General features: G+C 42.9%; 16 protein-coding genes. 3 read left to right on the top strand and 13 right to left on the bottom strand.

Annotated features, from left to right (window positions below; genetic code table 11):
• Positions 1-70: 70 nt before the first annotated feature.
• The 4 genes from cobS to JMX18_RS01955 all read right to left on the bottom strand — a co-directional run bounded on the left by cobS (position 71) and on the right by JMX18_RS01955 (position 3854).
• A complete protein-coding gene (gene cobS, locus JMX18_RS01970) occupies positions 71-925 on the bottom strand; it encodes an adenosylcobinamide-GDP ribazoletransferase (protein WP_265088805.1) in 855 nt (284 codons plus the stop codon).
• On the bottom strand, positions 925-1986 hold the full coding sequence (cobT, locus tag JMX18_RS01965; protein WP_201583216.1) for a nicotinate-nucleotide--dimethylbenzimidazole phosphoribosyltransferase: 1062 nt from the start codon (positions 1984-1986) through the stop codon (positions 925-927). Before cobT ends, cobS begins: the two co-directional genes overlap by 1 nt.
• A 222-nt stretch (positions 1987-2208) precedes the next feature.
• Positions 2209-2547, bottom strand: a complete 339-nt coding sequence (locus JMX18_RS01960) for a RidA family protein (RefSeq protein ID WP_201588177.1) — start codon at positions 2545-2547, stop codon at positions 2209-2211.
• Positions 2548-2585: 38 nt separating this feature from the next.
• A complete protein-coding gene (locus JMX18_RS01955; RefSeq protein ID WP_201583214.1) occupies positions 2586-3854 on the bottom strand; it encodes an NAD(P)/FAD-dependent oxidoreductase in 1269 nt (422 codons plus the stop codon).
• A gap of 267 nt (positions 3855-4121) precedes the next feature.
• Here JMX18_RS01955 and JMX18_RS01950 point away from each other — a divergent pair, with 267 nt between their 5' ends.
• The gene (locus tag JMX18_RS01950) at positions 4122-4466 is read left to right on the top strand and encodes a DMT family transporter (protein WP_201583212.1); all 345 of its coding nucleotides are present in this window, start codon (positions 4122-4124) and stop codon (positions 4464-4466) included.
• Between the two features lie 26 nt (positions 4467-4492).
• Here the strand turns inward: JMX18_RS01950 and JMX18_RS01945 are convergent, their stop codons facing one another.
• The 3 genes from JMX18_RS01945 to surE form a co-directional block, all read right to left on the bottom strand.
• Positions 4493-6682, bottom strand: coding sequence for an ATP-dependent helicase (locus JMX18_RS01945; protein ID WP_201583210.1), 2190 nt, complete (start codon positions 6680-6682; stop codon positions 4493-4495).
• 102 nt (positions 6683-6784) lie between these two features.
• Positions 6785-7588 (bottom strand): peptidoglycan DD-metalloendopeptidase family protein, encoded by an 804-nt coding sequence (locus JMX18_RS01940; protein WP_201583208.1) that lies wholly within the window; start codon positions 7586-7588, stop codon positions 6785-6787.
• 175 nt (positions 7589-7763) lie between these two features.
• Complete coding sequence (gene surE, locus JMX18_RS01935) at positions 7764-8618, bottom strand: 5'/3'-nucleotidase SurE (RefSeq protein ID WP_201583206.1); 855 nt, start codon at positions 8616-8618, stop codon at positions 7764-7766.
• A 723-nt stretch (positions 8619-9341) separates the two neighbouring features.
• Between surE and JMX18_RS01930 the strand changes: the two genes are divergently transcribed.
• Together JMX18_RS01930 and JMX18_RS01925 are read left to right on the top strand one after the other, a co-directional pair.
• The gene (locus JMX18_RS01930; protein WP_227674526.1) at positions 9342-9686 is read left to right on the top strand and encodes an MCR_0457 family protein; all 345 of its coding nucleotides are present in this window, start codon (positions 9342-9344) and stop codon (positions 9684-9686) included.
• 314 nt (positions 9687-10000) lie between these two features.
• Positions 10001-11167 carry a D-alanyl-D-alanine carboxypeptidase family protein gene (locus JMX18_RS01925; RefSeq protein WP_201583195.1) on the top strand — a complete coding sequence of 389 codons (1167 nt, stop codon included), beginning with the start codon at positions 10001-10003 and terminating at the stop codon, positions 11165-11167.
• A 130-nt stretch (positions 11168-11297) separates the two neighbouring features.
• Here JMX18_RS01925 and JMX18_RS01920 read toward each other — a convergent pair whose 3' ends face one another.
• The 6 genes from JMX18_RS01920 to ispG form a co-directional block, all read right to left on the bottom strand.
• Positions 11298-13247 carry a sensor histidine kinase gene (locus tag JMX18_RS01920; RefSeq protein WP_201583193.1) on the bottom strand — a complete coding sequence of 650 codons (1950 nt, stop codon included), beginning with the start codon at positions 13245-13247 and terminating at the stop codon, positions 11298-11300.
• A 127-nt stretch (positions 13248-13374) separates the two neighbouring features.
• Positions 13375-14796 carry a ribosome biogenesis GTPase Der gene (gene der, locus JMX18_RS01915; RefSeq protein ID WP_201583191.1) on the bottom strand — a complete coding sequence of 474 codons (1422 nt, stop codon included), beginning with the start codon at positions 14794-14796 and terminating at the stop codon, positions 13375-13377.
• 119 nt (positions 14797-14915) lie between these two features.
• Positions 14916-16121, bottom strand: coding sequence for an outer membrane protein assembly factor BamB (bamB, locus tag JMX18_RS01910; protein WP_201583189.1), 1206 nt, complete (start codon positions 16119-16121; stop codon positions 14916-14918).
• Between the two features lie 123 nt (positions 16122-16244).
• Positions 16245-17066 carry a YfgM family protein gene (locus JMX18_RS01905; RefSeq protein ID WP_201583187.1) on the bottom strand — a complete coding sequence of 274 codons (822 nt, stop codon included), beginning with the start codon at positions 17064-17066 and terminating at the stop codon, positions 16245-16247.
• Positions 17067-17167: 101 nt separating this feature from the next.
• Positions 17168-18466, bottom strand: a complete 1299-nt coding sequence (gene hisS, locus JMX18_RS01900) for a histidine--tRNA ligase (protein WP_201583185.1) — start codon at positions 18464-18466, stop codon at positions 17168-17170.
• Positions 18467-18543: 77 nt separating this feature from the next.
• The gene (gene ispG / locus JMX18_RS01895; protein ID WP_201583183.1) at positions 18544-19659 is read right to left on the bottom strand and encodes a flavodoxin-dependent (E)-4-hydroxy-3-methylbut-2-enyl-diphosphate synthase; all 1116 of its coding nucleotides are present in this window, start codon (positions 19657-19659) and stop codon (positions 18544-18546) included.
• Positions 19660-19720 lie beyond the last annotated feature (61 nt).

Here is a 19720-nt window from a genome sequence, read left to right as displayed (position 1 = left end):
GGAGCTATACATACTAAACGTTTAACTGTAGTGACCATTTTAATTTTAACAAATCGATACTAGGCAAAAATCAGAACGGCAATACCGCTGCCAGCCCTACATAAATCGCCACTTCACTTAATTGCTGCGTTGCCCCTAGACTATCACCCGTATAGCCTTGCAGACGTCTGCGTAATAAACGGCGCATATAATCGGTGGCAATGACAGCCAATACTAAGGCTAATAATCCTTGCCAAATGCTAATTTGCTGTATAGCTTTAGGAAATAGTACTATCACTAAAATCACGCCCAATAGTAGCCAACCGCTAGCAATAACGCCTTGCTTCGGCGTCAATTGCTGCGCCATCGGTTTGGCTTTGGCATGTTCAATCTCACCGCCATAAGGCAGTAGCGCAATGAGGCTAATACAAAGCAAGCGCGAGGCGGTATGCCCAATGATTAAAGCGATAATAGCTACCGACATCGGCATGCTAGCAAGTAAACTTATCTTGATAAGTAACGCTGAAACAAGCCCCAAAACCCCATAAGTCCCGAGACGTGAGTCTTTCATAATGGTAAGCGTACGCGCGCGGGTCAGACCACCGCCCAGTCCATCACAAGTATCGGCAAGACCGTCTTCATGAAAAGCGCCTGTCAATTTAATACCAAAAGCCGTGCTCATCACCGCACCGACGAGTGGCGTAAACAAACTACTGGTCAACCAGAATACGCCTGCGCATAGCAGTCCAACCAGCAAACCTACCCCCGGAAAATGTCGACTACTTTGATGTAACCAGTCCGGCTCATAATGACTAAACTGTGGCACCGGTAGCCGAGTCAAAAACTGAATAGCGACTAGCAATAATGTCCATTCGTGTTTAATTACTTTGAGCAGTGGCTTAGAGGTTTGCGAGTTTGAAGTGTTTTTATTTGGCATGTCTGGCATCAGCTACCCTTCTCACTGACGCCCGCATCGCTAAAGCTTGCCATCTCATTGACGATACCGCAGGCTGATTGCAAGATAGGATAAGCCAAAGCCGCCCCGCTACCCTCACCCAAGCGCATTTGCATATTCAGTAACGGCTCTGCATTTAGCAGTTTAAGCAATTGCCCATGTCCGGGCTCGACAGAATGATGCGCAAAGACCGCATACTGCAAAACACCCGGCGCTAGACGTTCTGCTACTAATAAGGCAGTACTAGCAATAAATCCATCAATTAATAAAATGCATCTATCACTCGCCGCTTGAATGAGCGCGCCTGCCATCATGGCTATCTCAAGCCCGCCTAATGCAGCTAAAGCTTCCAATGGCGATTTAGCGTTACTATGATATTGTAACACTTGGGTCAAAATCTTCTCTTTATGCAATAGCCCTGTATCATCAAGACCGGTACCGCGACCAATGCAATCCCCAATAGGCAGATTGCCTAATCGTGCCAATAAAAGACTGGCGGCTGAAGTATTACCGATGCCCATTTCACCGACGATGAATAAATTACCTTTAAGCGTCGCAGCCACTTCCATACCGTTATTGAGCGCCAGTAAACATTCTGCCTCTGTCATCGCTGGCTCGGTTAAGGCGTCACGACTGCCCTGCCGGACTTTATATTGGGTCAATATTTGCTCATGATCTTGAAAAGAAGTACCCTCAAAATCAGTTGCCACCCCAGCATCAACGACTTTTAGCTCGATATTATGCTGACGAGCCAACACGTTAATCGCTGCACCACCATTCAAAAAGTTATGTACCATTTGCGCAGTAACCGCACTTGGATACGCTGAAGTGCCGTGCTTGGTAAGCCCGTGATCAGCGGCAAAAACCCGAATCTGTGGCTGTTCAATAGTTGGACTGGTCGTTCCTTGAATCATGCCTAATTGTAAGCCAAGCGACTCTAAACGTCCTAGCGCACCAAGCGGCTTGGTCTTAGTATCGATAATTTGCTGCAGCTGCTTGAGTAGATTATGGTTTTCTATATTTGTAATGACAGGGGCTATAAAGGTATTCAAATCTAAATCCTATTGATAAAATAAAACAGGGCGCTATGGTAGCAGATTATCTGGTTTATGGCGCTAGGATTGAGTTTAAGGTAAAACAAAAAGTAGGTCACTGAAAAAATAAAAGGGTCAATAAAAACAAACATAAAAACTCAATAAAAAAGGACACGATACAATATATCATGTCCCATTTACTTCATAAGTAAGCTTGCAGCTTAACAGACAACTAATATCCTACTCAGCGGCAATAGCGGTAATCTCGACGAGCAGCTCAGGACGGGCCAGCGCCGATTCACCGCAAGCTCGCGCAGGTGGCTGTACGCCTTCAAACCATTGATCCCACACCTCATTCATCGCGGCAAAGTCCGACATGCTTTTGACCCAAACCGTCGCTGATAGTAGTTTTGACTTGTCACTACCCACCTCTTCTAATAAAGTTTGGATTTTCTCTAAACAAGTCAAGGTTTGCGCTTTGATATCATCCTCGCTATTACCCACTTGACCACATAAGTAAATCGTCTGGTTGTACACCACAATTTTACTCATACGCTGATTGCTATGGAGTTTCTTAATCATAATTCACCTATAGTTGGTCACAATTAAATAGTCGGCTATCTTTTATCAAAACGCTTAGCATTGAAAGGCTCAATATCTACCGTTAACGGCTTATCATGAATCAGCTCTTCAACCAAACGTCCGGTTATCGGCCCTAAAGTAAAACCCTGATGGCTGTGACCAAAGGCGAACCATAACTTATCGTGCTTGTCAGCCGGCCCGATGACCGGCTTCATATCGGGCATACAAGGACGCGACCCTGCCCAAGCTTCGCTCTCTACGGCATCGTCTAGTGGCAAAATTTTCTTTGCCAGTTTCAGTACGGTTTTTAATTGGCCAAAGTTCTTGGGCGCATCCATAGTAGTCATCTCAGCCCCAGTAGTGATACGAATACCTTGCTGCATAGGCCCCATTACAAAACCTTTATCCATATCGAACATACTATGATGAATGGTATTTTTATCACTTATTTTAAAGTGCTGATGATAGCCGCGCATCGGGAATAACGGCAAATTATAACCCAGCGGTTTAATAAGATCATTTGACCAAGGACCTGCTGCTATCACCAAATCATCACTATAATAGGTGTCATCAGCTGCGATAACTTGCCAGCCTTTTTCTGCATTATCTTTATTATTATCAGGTAGGATTTGATGGACATTGCTTTCGAGTATCGTCCCTTGCATTTCTTGGAAGTTTTTGGCATAAGCTTTTACTAGCGCACTTGGGTTTGATACCTGCCATGAGTTCAGCCAATGAATAGCGCCAACGAAACCATCAAAATTAGCATTGGGCTCTAAGGCCCGCAGCTCATCCAGACTCAATACTTTATGCTCAACCCCTTGCTCACGGTCAATAATCGCCGTCTCGACCGCCTTTTTTAAGGTTTCTTCTGAGCGGTGAAGTTGTAGCCAGCCGTCACGGGTAATGAGTTCATCAGCACCGGACGCTTCAATCATAGTCTGATGCTCACTGGTGCAATGCGCTATTAGCGTCTGCCACTCGGACTCTATTTTTCTGACCGAAGCTGGCGTAGAATACTTCCAATATTGCAATAGTGCCTGATGATAACGCAAGATCGCTGGTATACGATAGCGAATATCTGTACCCTGATTGGGTAATACTCTAACCATTTCAGTTAATTGACGGGGAAAAGGATGGGTATGAATCGCTTCACGTTGAATCAAGCCGGCATTACCATAAGAGGTCTCAAGCCCCGGTAGCTTTCTATCTAATAACAGCACCTTAGAACCATTGTTCTGCAAGTGCCAAGCGGCGGCGGTGCCAACCATACCCGCGCCAATTACAATCACGTCATAACGCATAACCTATCCTTTTTAGTAGGGCTGTAGTAGCAAGAAAAACATTAAAAACTAAAATAGCAATCGTTAATGATAACGCATCAGCTTAAATATGGAACCATTATTTAACAGAATTTTTTGTTATAGCTTACTTTTAGATATACATTCGCTAAAAGTTACTCACTATATGAAATTTTAGCTTTTAATCATTCTCTTTAGCATCCATATTGCTATCTTTAAGCGCATTGCCCTTTACTGTTTTAGTGCGATTTATCCTTTGGAGTCTACGCTATGAATCCTGTTTTAATTGGCTACGGCTTTTTAATGTTGGCTATTATTTTTGAGGTGACGGGTACAACTTTTTTGATGAAGTCTGCACAGTTCACCAAGCTAATACCAACGTTATTGACCGTCATACTTTATATCTGCTCGTTTTACTTTCTCACTTTAACCCTAAAAACCATTCCTTTGGGTATCGCTTATGCCATTTGGGGCGGTGTGGGCATTGTAATGGTCGCTTTTATCGGGATAGTTTTATTTAAGCAAAGTATTGATCTACCAGCGGCAGCCGGTATTGCACTGATTATCAGCGGGGTGATTGTCATTAATGTGTTCTCTAAAACGGTTGGGCATTGAGGTTAAACTGAAGCATCAAAGCATAATTACCACCACACCGGATCATCACTCGCCAGCGCCGCTAGTCCTCTTAGTGATGACTTAACTTCTACCTCATCAGCAGATAATTCTGCAATAAACCTTGATGGTTTATCAAAGTAGCCGGAATAGCTAGCGAAATAATCAGGCGCAGTAAGGTACAGCTTATTTTTCGCACGGCTACAAGCCACATAAAACAGTTTGCGCTCTTCTTCCAATTCCTCAAAGTCATCTAACGACCGGTAATGCGGTGTCATGCCATCGACTAATGAATTAACAAACACTACTGGCCACTCCAGCCCTTTAGCACTATGAATGGTCGAAATAGTCACCTTGTCATTGTCGTCCTCTTCGGGTTTATCCATAGCAGCGACTGAATCATTAGGCGGGTCAAGAGCTAGATTTTCTAAAAAATCATCAAGGCTACTATATTCTGTCGCTAAGTTTTTGAGTACCCGAAAGTCCTCACTGCGCTCGCGCCAGTTCTCTTCGATGGTCTTTAGTGTAGGAATATAAAAATCTAAAATCAGCTCAATCACGCTCGTAACCGAGTCCGCTTGCTGGGCTTTAGTTAAAGTGGCATATAAAGGTTCAAGCTGCGGGCTTTTTTTAGCAAACTTGGGTAATAGTAGCGAATCAAACGAGTTATTATCAGCGTTAATTGCTTGAGTTAAACGCGTGGCAGTGACCGCCCCTACCCCTTTAAACAAGGTCAAAATACGGTGCCAAGCAATGGTATCATTCGGGTTATAAAGGATTTTAATAAAGGCTAAAACGTCTTTGATATGGCGTCTTTCAATGAATTTAATGCCGCCTACCACGATAAATGGAATATGGCGCTCCATAAACTCAAGCTGGACATAATTCGACTGAAAAGACGTCCGGCACAATACCGCAAAGTCGTTATAATCATAATCAGCTTTATGTTCGACAATCTTATCGGCGATATATTTAGCCTCTTTGGTCTCATCGCTAGCGCGGTTAAAAATAGGCTTATCGCCTGTTATAGCAGCGTCTGAATACAACTGTTTTTGATAGCCCAAAGTGATTTGCGCAGACAGTGCATTGATATAACTCAAAATAGCCGGGGTACTACGGTAATTTTGTTCCAGCTTAATTAAACTTGCTTCGGGATAAGTTTCGCCAAAGAGCAAAATATTCTCGTAATTGGCGCCGCGAAAGCCATAGATACTTTGGTTGTCATCACCGACGACCATTAGCGACACCGAAGCGGGCGCACAAATTAGATCGATAAGCTGCTTTTGCGGGATATTAGTATCTTGATATTCATCAACCATAATGTAGCGGTAATGCTCTTGCAGTAGCTGACGAAACTTATCGTTAGTTTTTAGATGGCGTACCACTTGGCTGATAATATCGTCAAAATCATACAAATGATTGGCACGTTTATACTCGTGGAAGTCGACAGCCAATTGCTCAATGATAGAAATATGAATAGCGATATCAGGATAATTGTCTTCTATTAGATTACGGATGGGAATACGCCGATTTCTAGAAGTAGAGAAAATATTTTGCAGGGTCTTTTTACGTGGGAAAGCTTGTTTCTTGGTTTGGGCAGGGTACTTTTTTTCTTTATAAATCAGATCTATAGCGTCCTCGCTATCGCCGGTATCCAAGATGGTAAAACGCGGATTAATCCCCAGCAGCCCTGAATATTGACGCAGCAGCCGATTACAAAACGAGTGAAAAGTACCGCTAGTGATATCATTGAGCGCTTTGCTGGTGGGCGCTGTATGAATTGACAACACATCCTCGGATAACTCATCATCAGACAAGCTCTCAGTCAGCAAGGTTTTTGCGCGGCTTTTAATCTCGTTAGCGGCTTTACGGGTAAAGGTTAATAATAATATCTGCTTCGGCGGTACGCCGTTTTCTAATAAATAGCTGGTTCGATAAGTGAGGGTTTTGGTTTTGCCTGAACCAGCCCCAGCAATAACTAAAGCTTTACCTTCAATAGTAGTAGCGGCTAATAATTGATTGGGATTAAGCTCGCTAGCATAATCTACTCTTAATCCCAAATTAGGGTGCAAACGCTGGTTTAGCACCGCTTCATTGGCATCCATTAGATTGGCTTCTAACTTTTTTATCGCTTGCTCAAGCTGTTGCAGCTTAGGCTTGATCTCAACGAAGTTTTGCGGATAATTATAGTGCTGAGTATTAAAAATCGTTGAGATCATTAGCAGACCTTACTTTGTTAGTGCTTTTTTGGTGCTTTAGGGACATTTTTAGTCGTTAGCAGGATAGTCATTCGATGATTATCCTGCTGTATCGAAGTTTATTTAACGTCCTAACACGGTACGTGGATCGATAGGATTGCCATTGAGACGCACTTGGAATTCCAAACCTACCTGATTGGTCTGACCACTGCTACCCATATTGGCGATACGCTGACCGGTTTGTACTTGCTCACCTTCTTTGACCAGTAGCTGACTGTTATGCGCATAAGCGGTAATGTAGTCGCCGCTATGACGAATCATAATCAGATTGCCATACTCTGGCAGACCATCACCGGCATATAATACGGTTCCTGCTTGGCTCGCCAGCACCGGATCACCAACATTACCCGCAAACCACATACCCATAGTACCGGAGGAAGCGTCAAAATTACGAACAACCTGATTGCGCGTAGGATATTGATAGCCGCTAGCCGCGGTATTGGTAGCACCTTGATAAACGGGAGCTGAGCCAGTCGGTGGCGGCGTATATTGAGGCTGCGGCGCTCTTGAAGGCGCTGTCGCAGCGGCATTGTAACGTACCTGGTTGTTGGTGGAGGCGCGCAGGTTTTGATCACCTTGCCATAATTTTAGATACTGACCGGTATAAATGGTATATTTACTATCGAGGTTATTCATGGCGCCAATTTGGCGATAATTTAAACGATAGCGTGCTGCGATTTCACTGACCGTATCACCACGCTTAACTTGGTAATAATTAGGCACCCCTTGATTATTGGTAATAATAGTAGGACCTGCCTGATTGGGGGGCTGATAAGTCGGCTTAGTAGCACACCCCGCCATAACTACAGACATGGTAGCAACTACAGCTACTGTGGTCAGTGGCGTTCTAAATGTAAACTTTTTCATGCAAGATTTCCTGTTTTATGTACTTTTATTATACGTACTTGTATGGAGCCCTATTAGCTGTCGTAAACTATCCATGCTCGCTTTATCATAAAAGTGTTAGTAGAACAGATAGTTAATAAAACTGATTATCAATAGACGTATTATTAATAATATTACCCAATCCTTCCAAAATTTATTAGTCGTTTAGCGCAGCCAGTCGATCTATAGTTGCCGTTGGCGTATGATATAGCTTGACCGGTGACAAACTAATAAAACCCGCTGCCACGGCTTGACTATCAGTCATAATCGAGGTTATAGCCTCGCTAGCTGATATTGACTGCTGTTGTTCGCTAGCATCAACCTTATCAGTAGCGCCTTGCATGGTTTGCGAGTGTTGGCGCTTACGTAAAGATAGCCAGTAGGCGTCACGTCCACGTGGATCTACTATCTTATGGACAGGTTGAGCTATTTTGCTATAAGCCAAAGTGGTCACTCTCCTACCTTTAATATCTTTAGCCTTGTTAACATTTGGAATATTAACGTTTAACACATGATAGGGCAAATCCTGCAGCTCTTGCAATACTGAGGTTTGAGTCATCAATTTGACCACCTCTGCAGCGGCCATTTGGTATAGATCGATTCTAGCTTGCCCATGAGTGTGCATGGCGCCGCCGACCAATGAGGTTGCTATGGCAGGTATGCCAAATAGGTGCGCAATTGACGCTGCGCCAAAAGTACCTGAAAATAGAACATTCTGTCCTAAATTCTCTCCAGAATTGATACCGGTAATAATGCAGTCAAAGGCGGTATCGGGATAGAGCTCATGCAAGGCTAAATAAACGCAATCTGCTGGCGTACCATTGACAGCGACAAACCCTGAAGGCAAAGTGTGAGTATATAAAGGCTGAGTAATATGGAGGGCGCTAGCAGTGCCACTTTGTTCCGTATTGGGCGCTACTACCTTGACCTCTCCTACCTCTGATAATGCCTCGTATAATGCTAGAAGCCCAGGTGCGTGTATGCCATCATCGTTACTTATTAAAAACTTCATATTTACTCAATATACTTATATCTGACCGGTCATTCACATTTGTACTTTATCATTGATAAATAGTTATAATAAACAATCAGTTAAATAACATTTTATAAATATATAACTAAGACTGCTATTTTAACAATTTTTTGATTCTTTTCACTATGAATGATAACGGTATAGCTTAAGCTTACCCATCTGAGTTAACTTCTTTAAGCAGAAAAGCACAAATTATGGGTAGCGATATAAAAGGTTAAGATAATAACGCTGTTGATTATACCTGAATAGTACGTGGTCACAAACTAACCGTTATGTCATTGTAGAGTAAATTATTTATTCGCTAAGTTTATTATTTTAATATCTTTTTACTTTAATAATAGTATAAGATAAGCCCATATTTTAGAAATACAGCTAAAACTAAAAGTGATGATAGAACAGGTAAGCCCGTTACAATGCGCAACAACGCCTAACAATAATGACCCAATTATTAATCTCAAGGTAACTTATTGAAAGATGCTACGCCTATGTTGCTGCAAGCGGGGCTGAGGTGACAATATTTCTACACATAAAGCAATATTTTATGTGACTTTTAATTTTTTTCCGATTACCATAATACCATCAAATAAAGCTAAGCGAGTGTGATACCGAATGAACAATCAATCGATATTATCTGTAATTCCAATGATAACGAAAACAGCCACAAAATTTGGCATTGCTGGTCTTGTAGCTTCTGTAGCTATAATGTCGCAATCAGCAAATGCAGCAAACAGTAATGTAGCTACTACTATTCCGCTTGATATGTCAGGTATGAATATTACTAAGCATGAAATTGCCGTTATGCAAGTATTGTCTGAGATTTGCCCACCGATGCTTAATAACAGACAGAAGCAACGTTTTTATAAGTCTTATAATATGCAATTGCATGAGTTGATGCCGACCCTTGAAGATCCAAAAGCGGCTATTCAATATCTGTCTACTCAGCAGGACTATCGCCAGATTTTACAAAGTATTCGTAGTTGGACTATGAGTTTCTCTAAGCAGGATAACAAAGCCATTTGTGAAGATTTGGCCAATGCACAATACTAAATGAATAGTACTGGACCTCATTCAGGCTCTATAATATAAGAGTTGATATGAGGATATCAGAAATTACAATAAAAACATATTCTGCATATATGGGTTTATCCTAAAAAGCTTACTGTACCCCACTCTCTTATGAGCGGCGCAGCAAGCTTTTTTTATTGCCTTAACTTTTACTTTTATTATATTTACTTATTCCCCCTTAGGCAGCATTTTGCTAAGATAAGCGGTTAATCTTATGTCTATTGCTAATCAGCCTTATTTAATAAGTACTGGTCTAAGCCTTAGATGCATTTCTCTATGATGTGGTGTATCCATTTATGACAGTAAAGCGTGTAAAACAACAGTTCATACAATTAGCAATCGGTATCAGTGTATCTTTAGGTACAGTAGCTGCTCAAGCGGCTATCACGCCTCCTGAGATGGATAATACTGCCTATGTATTAATGGACTACAATACTGGCGAAATCCTTGCGCAAAAGAATGCCAATCAACCCTTACCACCAGCCTCATTGACCAAGATGATGACCAGTTATATCATTGAGCAGCGTCTTGCATCAGGAGATCTTTCAGAAGATGAGCCTGTCCTTATGAGTGAAAATGCTTGGTGCCGTGGTAGTAGTAGCCAATCTTGTATGTATGTGCCGGTCAATAAAACCGCCAGTGTCATCGATATGCTACGCGGTATTATTATTCAATCGGGTAACGATGCTTCTAAAGCGATGGCTGAGCATATTGCTGGTAGCGAAGCGTCATTTGCCATTTTAATGAATGAGCAAGCCCAAAAGCTGGGGATGGAGAATACTAACTTTGTAAACTCAACGGGAATGCCAGATGAAGGCCATCTGGCCTCAGCATTAGATTTGGCCAAGCTTGCCCGTGCTATTATTAAAAATAGCGGTGATTACTACGATATTTATGCTGAAAAGGAGTTTACTTATAACGGCATTACTCAAGGTAATCGTAACGCATTATTAGCTACCGACTCTACTGTTGATGGTTTAAAAACCGGTCATACCGATGCCGCTGGTTATTGCTTGGTAGCTTCAAGCAATCGTAATGATATGCGCTTGATCTCTGTCATTATGGGAACTGATAGTCAGCAAGCGCGTGCTGATCAATCACGTCAGCTCCTCAATTGGGGCTTTGGTCATTTTACTACCGTTACTAAAGCACCCGCTGGACAATTCGTCAGCAAACTACCCGTATGGTTTGGTGAAGGTAAAGAGGTTGAGCTCAGTACCGGCGATAACTTGCAGGTATTAACCACTAAGACCCAACAAAATAAAATCACTACCGTGGTTGATCTGCCTGACAGCCTAGAAGCACCGATCAAAAAAGGCCAGCAGGTAGGTAAAATGATGGCGGTTATCGATGGCAAAGCCGTAGCCTCCGTACCTATTGTTGCCAATAACGATATCGAGGAATCGGGCTTTATGAGCCGGACGTGGCAACGTATAGTACGCTGGGCGCAGAATTTATTCTAAGAGCTTGGGTGAATTATGTTTAAACTAACAAAGATTTAAACCAAAAAAGACGCTTTGATTAGCGTCTTTTTTTATTATGGGGTTATTTATAGGGCTCAACACTCTTATGGCTCAATAGCCTCAAGTCAAATTAAGTTAGCCATTTTTTTAGCGTTTGTGACAACACTTTAAAGTCTCGCGTGCCGCTATGACAATAATCAATACCCGCTGATTTTAGCCCATGCTCAAAGCTGTCTAGCATCTCTTCTTTATGTGCAGAGTACCAGTAGATTAATAACACTCTATCTGTGGTTTCTAGTCTACGTATCTGCCGTGCTAATTGCTCCGCTTTCTCAGGTAAGATATCCTCTGCAAACATCACTATATCCACTTTAATATTAGCGACTTGATCTAACACTGCTTGTTCATAACTTTGGCACATTACCGTTGCGCCTAGACGCTGCAGTGCTTCGACTAAGAAGCTATTTTCATCATTATGATAATACAGGACCTGAACATCGGTTAAGAACTGCTGTTGTTGGCCTTTATATTTGATACGCAGTGGAACCATTATTTTGAATTGGCTGCCGCCTCCAAGCTCACTATTCACCTCTATTGATCCACCCATAAGCTGTAACATTTGCTGGGCTATAGGCAGGCTGATTCCCATACCTTCATATTGATTGATTTTTGATGGGTCCACCTGAAAGAATGGAGTAAAGATATCTTCGATATAATGGTTATCAATCCCGACCCCAGTATCGATTAGCTTGATTTGCCAGCGGATACTATCCGTAAAATGTGCCAGCTGTGACTCAATAATAACTTCACCCGTTGAGGTAAATTTAATCGCATTATCAAGCAGTATTCTCAGCACTTGCTTAATTTTGCCGACATCCCCTTCCAGAGTGTAATCAATATGATGGATACGACTGACCAGCTCCAGCCCTTTCTGTTTAGCAAGGGGTTCAAACTCTTCTAGCAAATCAGCAATTATACGTAAAGGATTAAATTCAGATAAGTTAAGCGCTACTTGGCCTTTTTCTATACGACTGAGCTCAACAATCTGCTCAAGGGTCATCTCCAAATGATGACAACCTTTACGAATGACTGCTAAAGTATCTTTTTGCTCTTCATTCAAGTATTGGCTATCTAGCAGCTGTAAACCCCCTAAAACTGTATTTAATGAAGTTTTGAGCTCATAGGTAATCATATTTTGAAAATTATGACGCTGAATATCGAGAGACAAGTCTTTATTATGCAGCTGCTGCTCAAGGGTAATCAAAGCCTGACAATCTTGCTGTGCGGCACGCAAACGCTCAAATAAAATAACGAACGCTTGTCTAATAGCTAAAAGCTCTTCAAAACCAAACTGCTGCTGGATAGCTGGCAGTTGGGCAACCTCTTGATTATCAATTATAGTACGGCTGGCATTGGTGAGCTCAGTGATATCTTTAATCGGCCAATACAACTTCCGCAATATAGCCCAAACACTCACCCAACCCATAAAAATGGTGAATAACCAAAGCGGTAGACTCTGGCGTAGCCAAGCAAGCCGCATGCGCTGCATGTCCAAAGTAATATTGATATAACCGACTAGGGTTTTATCTACTGATGCACTTGCAGAGTTGTCGTTGACTTCATTAATAGATGGAGAGAATAAATGAGCAGAAGGTGCCTGATTGGTATTAGCTTGCCGTTGACTGTTACTAGCAATATAACCACTAGTCACTGGTCGATTAAAGCTCACGCTATTTGCAAATAAAGCGTTATACCAATCGCCTTGGGCTTGATCATTAACCGCTTTATCAAGATAAGAAAGTGGCTGATCAGTAGAGTAAAATAATATGCTTTTTATAAAAGGGTCATCATGCAATAAAAAATCAACTTGAGTAGCTACCAGCTCAGCACCCTCAGGAGTCGAGGCGTTATTAGCCAGCATGGTAGCGACTTGCTGAACATGCAAACGCTGCTGCTGATAGTGATAAACCAGACTGTAAACAAAAGACAATAAAAAGGCTACCACTAGCGATACAGCAGTAGCCTGTAATACCGAGCGCTGGACAAGCACAGTAATGGTTCTAACTGGAGGCTTACTCATGTCACTCCATTAAGCTAGGATCGCAAAAGCTAATGTTAAAGAAGATGCAAAAGCTGGTTTTAATAAAGAAAACCCTTCAGTAGCACTGTATGGTTTCTATATTAAACTGACCATGTAAGTATTTAGCTTAGCGACCTTTTTTATCTCTTTTTTTATACTTTGCACTACGGTTAAGTTCGCGCTGACGCAGCTGTTGAGCCTTTGCTTTAGTAGGAGTATCGCTTTTATTAGCATAAGGGTTTTGATTGAGCTTAAAGACCACATTGAGCGGTGTGCCTTCAAGTTTAAACACTTCTCTAAATTGATTCTCAAGATAACGCTGATAGCTTTTGGGCAACGAGCCGGTCTGATTACCATGAATAACAATCACTGGCGGATTATGGCCACCGATATGCGCATAACGTAGCTTAATACGGCGACCACCTACCGTAGGTGGCGGATTGGCAGTGACCGCATCTTGTAAAATTTGGGTGAGGCGATTGGTTGAAACATTAAACATCGAGGATTCATAAGCACGGCGAATAGAGGGATATAGATTACCTACCCCAGTGCCATGCAGTGCCGAGATTAGATGAACTTTAGCATAAGGGATAAAGTTAAAACGGCGATCCATCTCAATTTTGATATAGTCTTTTTTCTCTTGACTTAGCCCATCCCACTTATTAATCGCTACCACTAAAGCGCGTCCTGCATCAAGCGCATAGCCAATCATATGCAGATCTTGATCAACGATACCTTCTTGGGCATCAATGACAATAACCGTAACATTAGAGTCTTCAATCGCTTGCAAGGTCTTGATAACTGAGAACTTTTCTACTTTTTCATCAATTTTACCACGGCGACGAACGCCCGCAGTATCGATCAAAACGTAATGCTTGCCATCACGCTCATAAGGAATATAAATACTGTCACGAGTGGTGCCTGGCATATCGAATACCACCACTCGATCCTCGCCTAATAGACGATTCACTAGCGTTGATTTGCCGACGTTTGGGCGACCGATAATCGCAAGCTTCAGGCCTTCGGGCTCAACGATACTCTCTTGCTCCGGCATGTCAGCGGTGATAGCTTCTAATAGATTACCCACGCCGCGGCCATGACTAGCGGCCATAGGATACGGCTCACCTAAACCTAACGCATAGAACTCTGCCGGAGCTGAATCATGCACCCCATCAACTTTATTAGCAACCACATAGACCGGTTTACCTAAAGTATGCAAGAATTTGCCAATCTCAGCATCCGCCCCAATCATCCCCGAGCGGGCATCGACTACAAAAACGATAATATCCGCTTCATGAATAGCCGTATGCGATTGCTCCGACATATAGTCGTCAATATTGCCACTACCATCATCTGCTTCACCAATACCGCCGGTATCTACTACGATAAAAGACTTGCCTTCATACACAGCATCCCCATACTGGCGATCACGAGTCAAACCTGACAAGTCAGCAACTAAAGCTTGCCGGCTCTTGGTAAATTGATTAAATAAGGTAGATTTACCTACATTTGGGCGACCAATTAAAGCCACCACCGGTTTGATACTCATTCTCTACTCTCTGTTATGGGCACAATTATAATCCTAATGTCCGTCAAACCTAAGCATACCGATAGCGGCTATGGTCGACTGGGCGTGATTATAAACTTAAATAAATAATAATAAAACGTCTAACGTGGTAGCTGCCATATGGCGACTTGGCCAGAATTACTTTGAGTCATCAAGCGACTACCTTGTACTTGTAAACTACTCAGTGCGCCTTTGGTTTGTACACGGCTCACAATATCACCGGTCGCTGGATCAAATAAATGTACAATACCCTCTAAATCACCAACGGCAATATAGCTCCCAATCATTACTGGATTGGTCAACTCACGGTAGGCTAGCTCTTCACTTTCCCATAGCACTTGACCATTACTACGATCATAGGCAACCACTTTGCCCTCTAGGCTGGTGCCAATAACTTGGGTATTGTTTACCGCCAAAGACTTTAGACTAGCCAGCTCATTGATAAACATCACCTGTCTCGAGGTTAAATCAATGCCGATTAATTGACCGCTATAGCTGATAGCAAATAGCTGATTGTTATCGGCTATGGGCATCCCATCAACATCACTCATGCGTTCAATCTCGCTACTACCGGTACCTACGCCTACGCGGCGTGACCATTGCGGCAAGCCATCGTCGATAGTAATAGCATGCATACGCCCATCAGCAGTAGCCAGTAAAGCTGTATTGCCATCTAACATAGCAGGTGCTGCAGTACCACGAACACTAATCGCTGGCACTTGAGTGGCAAACTGCCAAATAGATTGTCCCGTCTGTAATGACAGCCCATGTAAGAAACCATCATTAGCAGATAAGACTACTCTGTTATTAGTAATTAGTGCTGGAGTTAACACCGAACCTGATAATTGCTGCTCCCAACGCTGAGCCCCTGTAGTACTATCAAAAGCCAATACTTTGCCACCACGTGTACTAACAATAGCCGTCTGGCTAAGGGCATCGAGAGCAACTCCGCCGGTAATTTGATCGCCAACGTTAATTGACCATAGACTATTACCATTGCTATCAAAACCGTTCAAGTCACCACCACGTGAGGCAGTAACGATTTGGGTATTGTCATAACCAACTCGTAGATCTAGTGGGTCTTTTTTACTGGCTTTTTGGCTACCACTATTGACACTAAAAACAGGCTGAAGCACACTAATAGGTTGAGCAATTTCTACTAACTTCACCGGATCGTGTACCACGGGCTTGATACCCCGATTACAGCCAACGACCGCTGTTGTCATTAGCGCTAGGACCGCCACATGCTTAACCGTTGCTTTTATAGTTTTGGTTGTCGTCTTGCTGGAGCTAATAGATCGGGTCATTATATATTCTCACTACAAAAAATTGGCTGTCGATAAACAGATTTTAGTACGTAAAAGTGCAGTATAAAACGCTATTATATAGCTGGTTTACTGCACAACTTACTCAGATTGGTTAAGATTATATTACGGGTTAACTTCAGGAGCTGCGGTATTACTATCCATGCTTTCAGCAACTTCATCATTTATCTCATCAATCACAAGCGGTTGCGGGGTAGCAGCAGTTTGGATAAGACCGGGCTGTTCATTGGTGAATTCAGGGATAATACCTAAGCTTTCCATTTTTAGTGCTAGGACTGCGCGAGGCTCACGGCGATCGCTAAGCAAACTCCAGGCGTTATTATAAGCTTTAATCGCACTATCTTTATCATTTTTTGCTAAGTAAATATCTCCTAGCAGCTCTTGTTGACTGCCTTCAAATGATACGGGTACATCATTATTAGCAGCAGATAAAGCGGCATCAGCATCACCTGAGTCTAGCAGTACTCGTGCATAACGTAGACGAGTAATAGCGCTTAGTCCTGCATCACCCAAATCTATAGCTTGTGCCTGTTTAAGGCTCTCTGCGGCACCAGCAAAATCATCATTATCGGCTTGCATACGCGCCTTTATCATCAGTGCTTGCCACGCATAAACACTATCTCCGTGAGTACTGACCAAAGCATCAATCCCTTGATTTAACTGCTCACGACTGGTCGCTAATGCTTGCTGGGCGTCCGCTTCTAGATCTGGATTTTGCGCTGCTAGCGACACCTGATCGTTGAGCATTTTAATATCTGCATATTGATCAGCGGCAACGGTATCAACACGAGCGTGATTGTTTTGCCAATAAGTCCAACCAAAATAACCCGCCAATACTAATAAAATAACGGTGACAATGTAGCTACCATACTGTTTTAACGCTTGCATCGAGTTGTCTGGATTTGGTGAATTGGGATTCAGAGCCATGTTGTTTACCTGATAAAAGCTAGTGACTAAAAATAAGTCTATAAAATAACTTATACTAAAATGCTTATACTAAAATGCTTATACTAAAACGGCTAATACCACTACTGCGCTGAAAAGTTATCGACGCTTGATAGCCAATCTTGAGCAACACTACTCTGCTCTCCGTTACGCATATCTTTGATGCTAATGGTATTATCGTCTATCTCTTGTTGGGCGATAATCACGGTTAAAGCAGCTCCAGACTTATCGGCTTTTTTCATCTGAGCCTTGAGGCTAGTAGCACTGGCCATTTTTACTCGTAAATCTGGACGCTTATAACGCAAGTTTTGGGCATAACCAATACCTGCGCTGTAAACCTCAGGATGAGCAGCGACGAAAACATCACAGGCTGCAGTGGGCTCAAAAGGCGCTACCGCTTCAATAAGGAGCAATAAACGCTCAAGGCCCATAGCAAAACCAACACCAGGTTCAGATTTTACTGGCTTGTCGCTTTTTGCACTGCTTGCGCCCACAGACTTTAATTGTCCGATAAGCCCATCATAGCGGCCACCAGCGCAAACGGTAGCTTGACTGCCAAGCTTATCAGTCACCCATTCAAAGACCGTTTTATTGTAATAATCAAGACCACGTACCAGGTGCGGGTTGATCTCGTAATCGATACCTAACGCTTCTAGATAACTTTTGACTTGAGCAAAATGCGCCACACTATCCTCGCCCAAAAAGTCAGCGAGTTTCGGAGCATCGGCTAATATTGCCTGAGTACTGGCTTCTTTGCTGTCCAAAATACGTAAGGGATTGGTAGTCAGCCGACGTTTGCTATCTTCATCGAGCTGATCTTGCTTATCCGTCAAATACGCAACCAGCGCATCACGATAAGCATGGCGCTCATCAATCTCGCCTAAGCTATTGAGCTGCAAGCGCATCTCATCTTTTAGCCCCAGCTGTTGCCACATCAAATGAGTCATCGCAATCAGCTCGGCATCAGCATCCGGCAGCGCACTACCAAAGCTCTCCACGCCCAGCTGATGAAACTGACGATAACGCCCTTTTTGTGGACGCTCGTAACGAAACATCGGGCCGATATACCAAAGTTTGGGCGTATCACCGCGCAGCATATTATGTTCGATGACCGCTCGTACCGCCCCAGCTGTGCCTTCTGGACGCAGAGTAAGTGGGGTTGGAGGATCCGACTTATCAGCGAAGCTATACATCTCTTTTTCGACAATATCGGTCGCACCGCCGATAGCTCTAGCAAATAAATCGGTCTGTTCAACGATTGGCAAACGGATATGTTCGTAGCCATATCTACTTAGCACATCGGCCAAAATTGCTTCTAAATGGAGCCACTTTGCAGCCTGTTCTGGCAAAATATCGTTAAACCCTTTGATAGCTTTAATCATGGTGCAGTCACATCCTCAAACGTCATCATTCTTTTTATTATCGTAATTTTTATAAAGTAGCGCTGGTCAATTGAGCCCTATTTTACTCGAATAATCTCATTTTCACGTAGCTTTGCCAACTCATCAGCATGAGCACGTACCATGCCTTCTATCTCGTCTACTAAGTTATTAGTATCAATGAGGTGGCTTTTTTCGCCCATACGATAAACCAATGACTTAGGCGACGCCCCTACGATACCTATATCTGACTCTTTAGCTTCACCTGGACCATTCACTTTGCAGCCAATCACTGACAGGTTCATCGGTTCACGGATATCTTCTAAACGTGCCTCTAATGCGGTCATAACCTTAATGACATCGAATTCTTGGCGCGAACAGCTCGGACAGGCGATAAAATTCACCCCATTAGAGCGAATATTAAGTGATTTTAAAATATCGAAACCAATTTTAATCTCTTCCTCAGGCTCTGATGCCAGTGAAATACGAATAGTATCACCGATACCATCTAGCAATAAGCCGCCAAGAGCAATAGCCGATTTGACCGCACCAGTCCGATAGACGCCAGCCTCGGTGACCCCTAAATGCAGCGGGTTATCAATCTGTGCTGATATCAAACGATAAGCATCTAAAGTCAAAAACACATTACTGGCTTTTACCGAAACTTTATATTGATCAAAATTAAGGCGCTCAAGAATATCAATGTGACGCATAGCGGATTCTAACATCGCCTCGCCAGTAGGCTCAGTATATTTACGCTGAATGTCTTTTTCAAGCGAACCTGCATTGACCCCAATACGAATCGGAATATTATGATGCTTAGCACAGGCAACCACTTCACGTACCTTGGCATCGCTACCGATATTACCTGGATTAATACGTAAACAATCAGCACCCGCTTCGGCGACGGCTAAGGCAATCTTATGGTCAAAATGTACATCGGCTATCAAAGGAATGCTGACCAATTTACGAATTTGACCAAAAGCTTCTACAGTCTCCATAGTGGGCGTAGAGACCCGCATTAAATCAGCACCCGCTTCTACACAGCGCTCGATTTGCGCCACGGTGCCAGCGACATCACAAGTGTCGGTATTAGTCATACTTTGGACGCTAATAGGCGCATCACCGCCGATTGCGACATCACCGACATGGATTTTTTTGGTAGGGCGACGGTTAATAGGCGCAGACGTTGACATAATAAAATCCTTGGTTTTAGCAAAGTGCATAAAAATATAATGAGTTTATTCTATTATAGAT

Origin of the sequence: Psychrobacter jeotgali, assembly GCF_904846315.1 — a bacterium.
Lineage (GTDB): Bacteria > Pseudomonadota > Gammaproteobacteria > Pseudomonadales > Moraxellaceae > Psychrobacter > Psychrobacter jeotgali.
Note: the sequence above shows the minus strand (reverse complement) of the source record. Positions and strands in the feature narration are given on the sequence as shown.

Coding starts and splice junctions, on each gene's coding strand:
- cobS (WP_265088805.1), bottom strand. CDS start 925: ATGCCAGACATGCCAAATAAAAACACTTCAAACTCGCAAACCTCTAAG.
- JMX18_RS01955 (WP_201583214.1), bottom strand. CDS start 3,854: ATGCGTTATGACGTGATTGTAATTGGCGCGGGTATGGTTGGCACCGCC.
- JMX18_RS01950 (WP_201583212.1), top strand. CDS start 4,122: ATGAATCCTGTTTTAATTGGCTACGGCTTTTTAATGTTGGCTATTATT.
- JMX18_RS01945 (WP_201583210.1), bottom strand. CDS start 6,682: ATGATCTCAACGATTTTTAATACTCAGCACTATAATTATCCGCAAAAC.
- JMX18_RS01940 (WP_201583208.1), bottom strand. CDS start 7,588: ATGAAAAAGTTTACATTTAGAACGCCACTGACCACAGTAGCTGTAGTT.
- surE (WP_201583206.1), bottom strand. CDS start 8,618: ATGAAGTTTTTAATAAGTAACGATGATGGCATACACGCACCTGGGCTT.
- JMX18_RS01930 (WP_227674526.1), top strand. CDS start 9,342: ATGTCGCAATCAGCAAATGCAGCAAACAGTAATGTAGCTACTACTATT.
- JMX18_RS01925 (WP_201583195.1), top strand. CDS start 10,001: ATGACAGTAAAGCGTGTAAAACAACAGTTCATACAATTAGCAATCGGT.
- JMX18_RS01920 (WP_201583193.1), bottom strand. CDS start 13,247: ATGAGTAAGCCTCCAGTTAGAACCATTACTGTGCTTGTCCAGCGCTCG.
- der (WP_201583191.1), bottom strand. CDS start 14,796: ATGAGTATCAAACCGGTGGTGGCTTTAATTGGTCGCCCAAATGTAGGT.
- bamB (WP_201583189.1), bottom strand. CDS start 16,121: ATGACCCGATCTATTAGCTCCAGCAAGACGACAACCAAAACTATAAAA.
- JMX18_RS01905 (WP_201583187.1), bottom strand. CDS start 17,066: ATGGCTCTGAATCCCAATTCACCAAATCCAGACAACTCGATGCAAGCG.
- hisS (WP_201583185.1), bottom strand. CDS start 18,466: ATGATTAAAGCTATCAAAGGGTTTAACGATATTTTGCCAGAACAGGCT.
- ispG (WP_201583183.1), bottom strand. CDS start 19,659: ATGTCAACGTCTGCGCCTATTAACCGTCGCCCTACCAAAAAAATCCAT.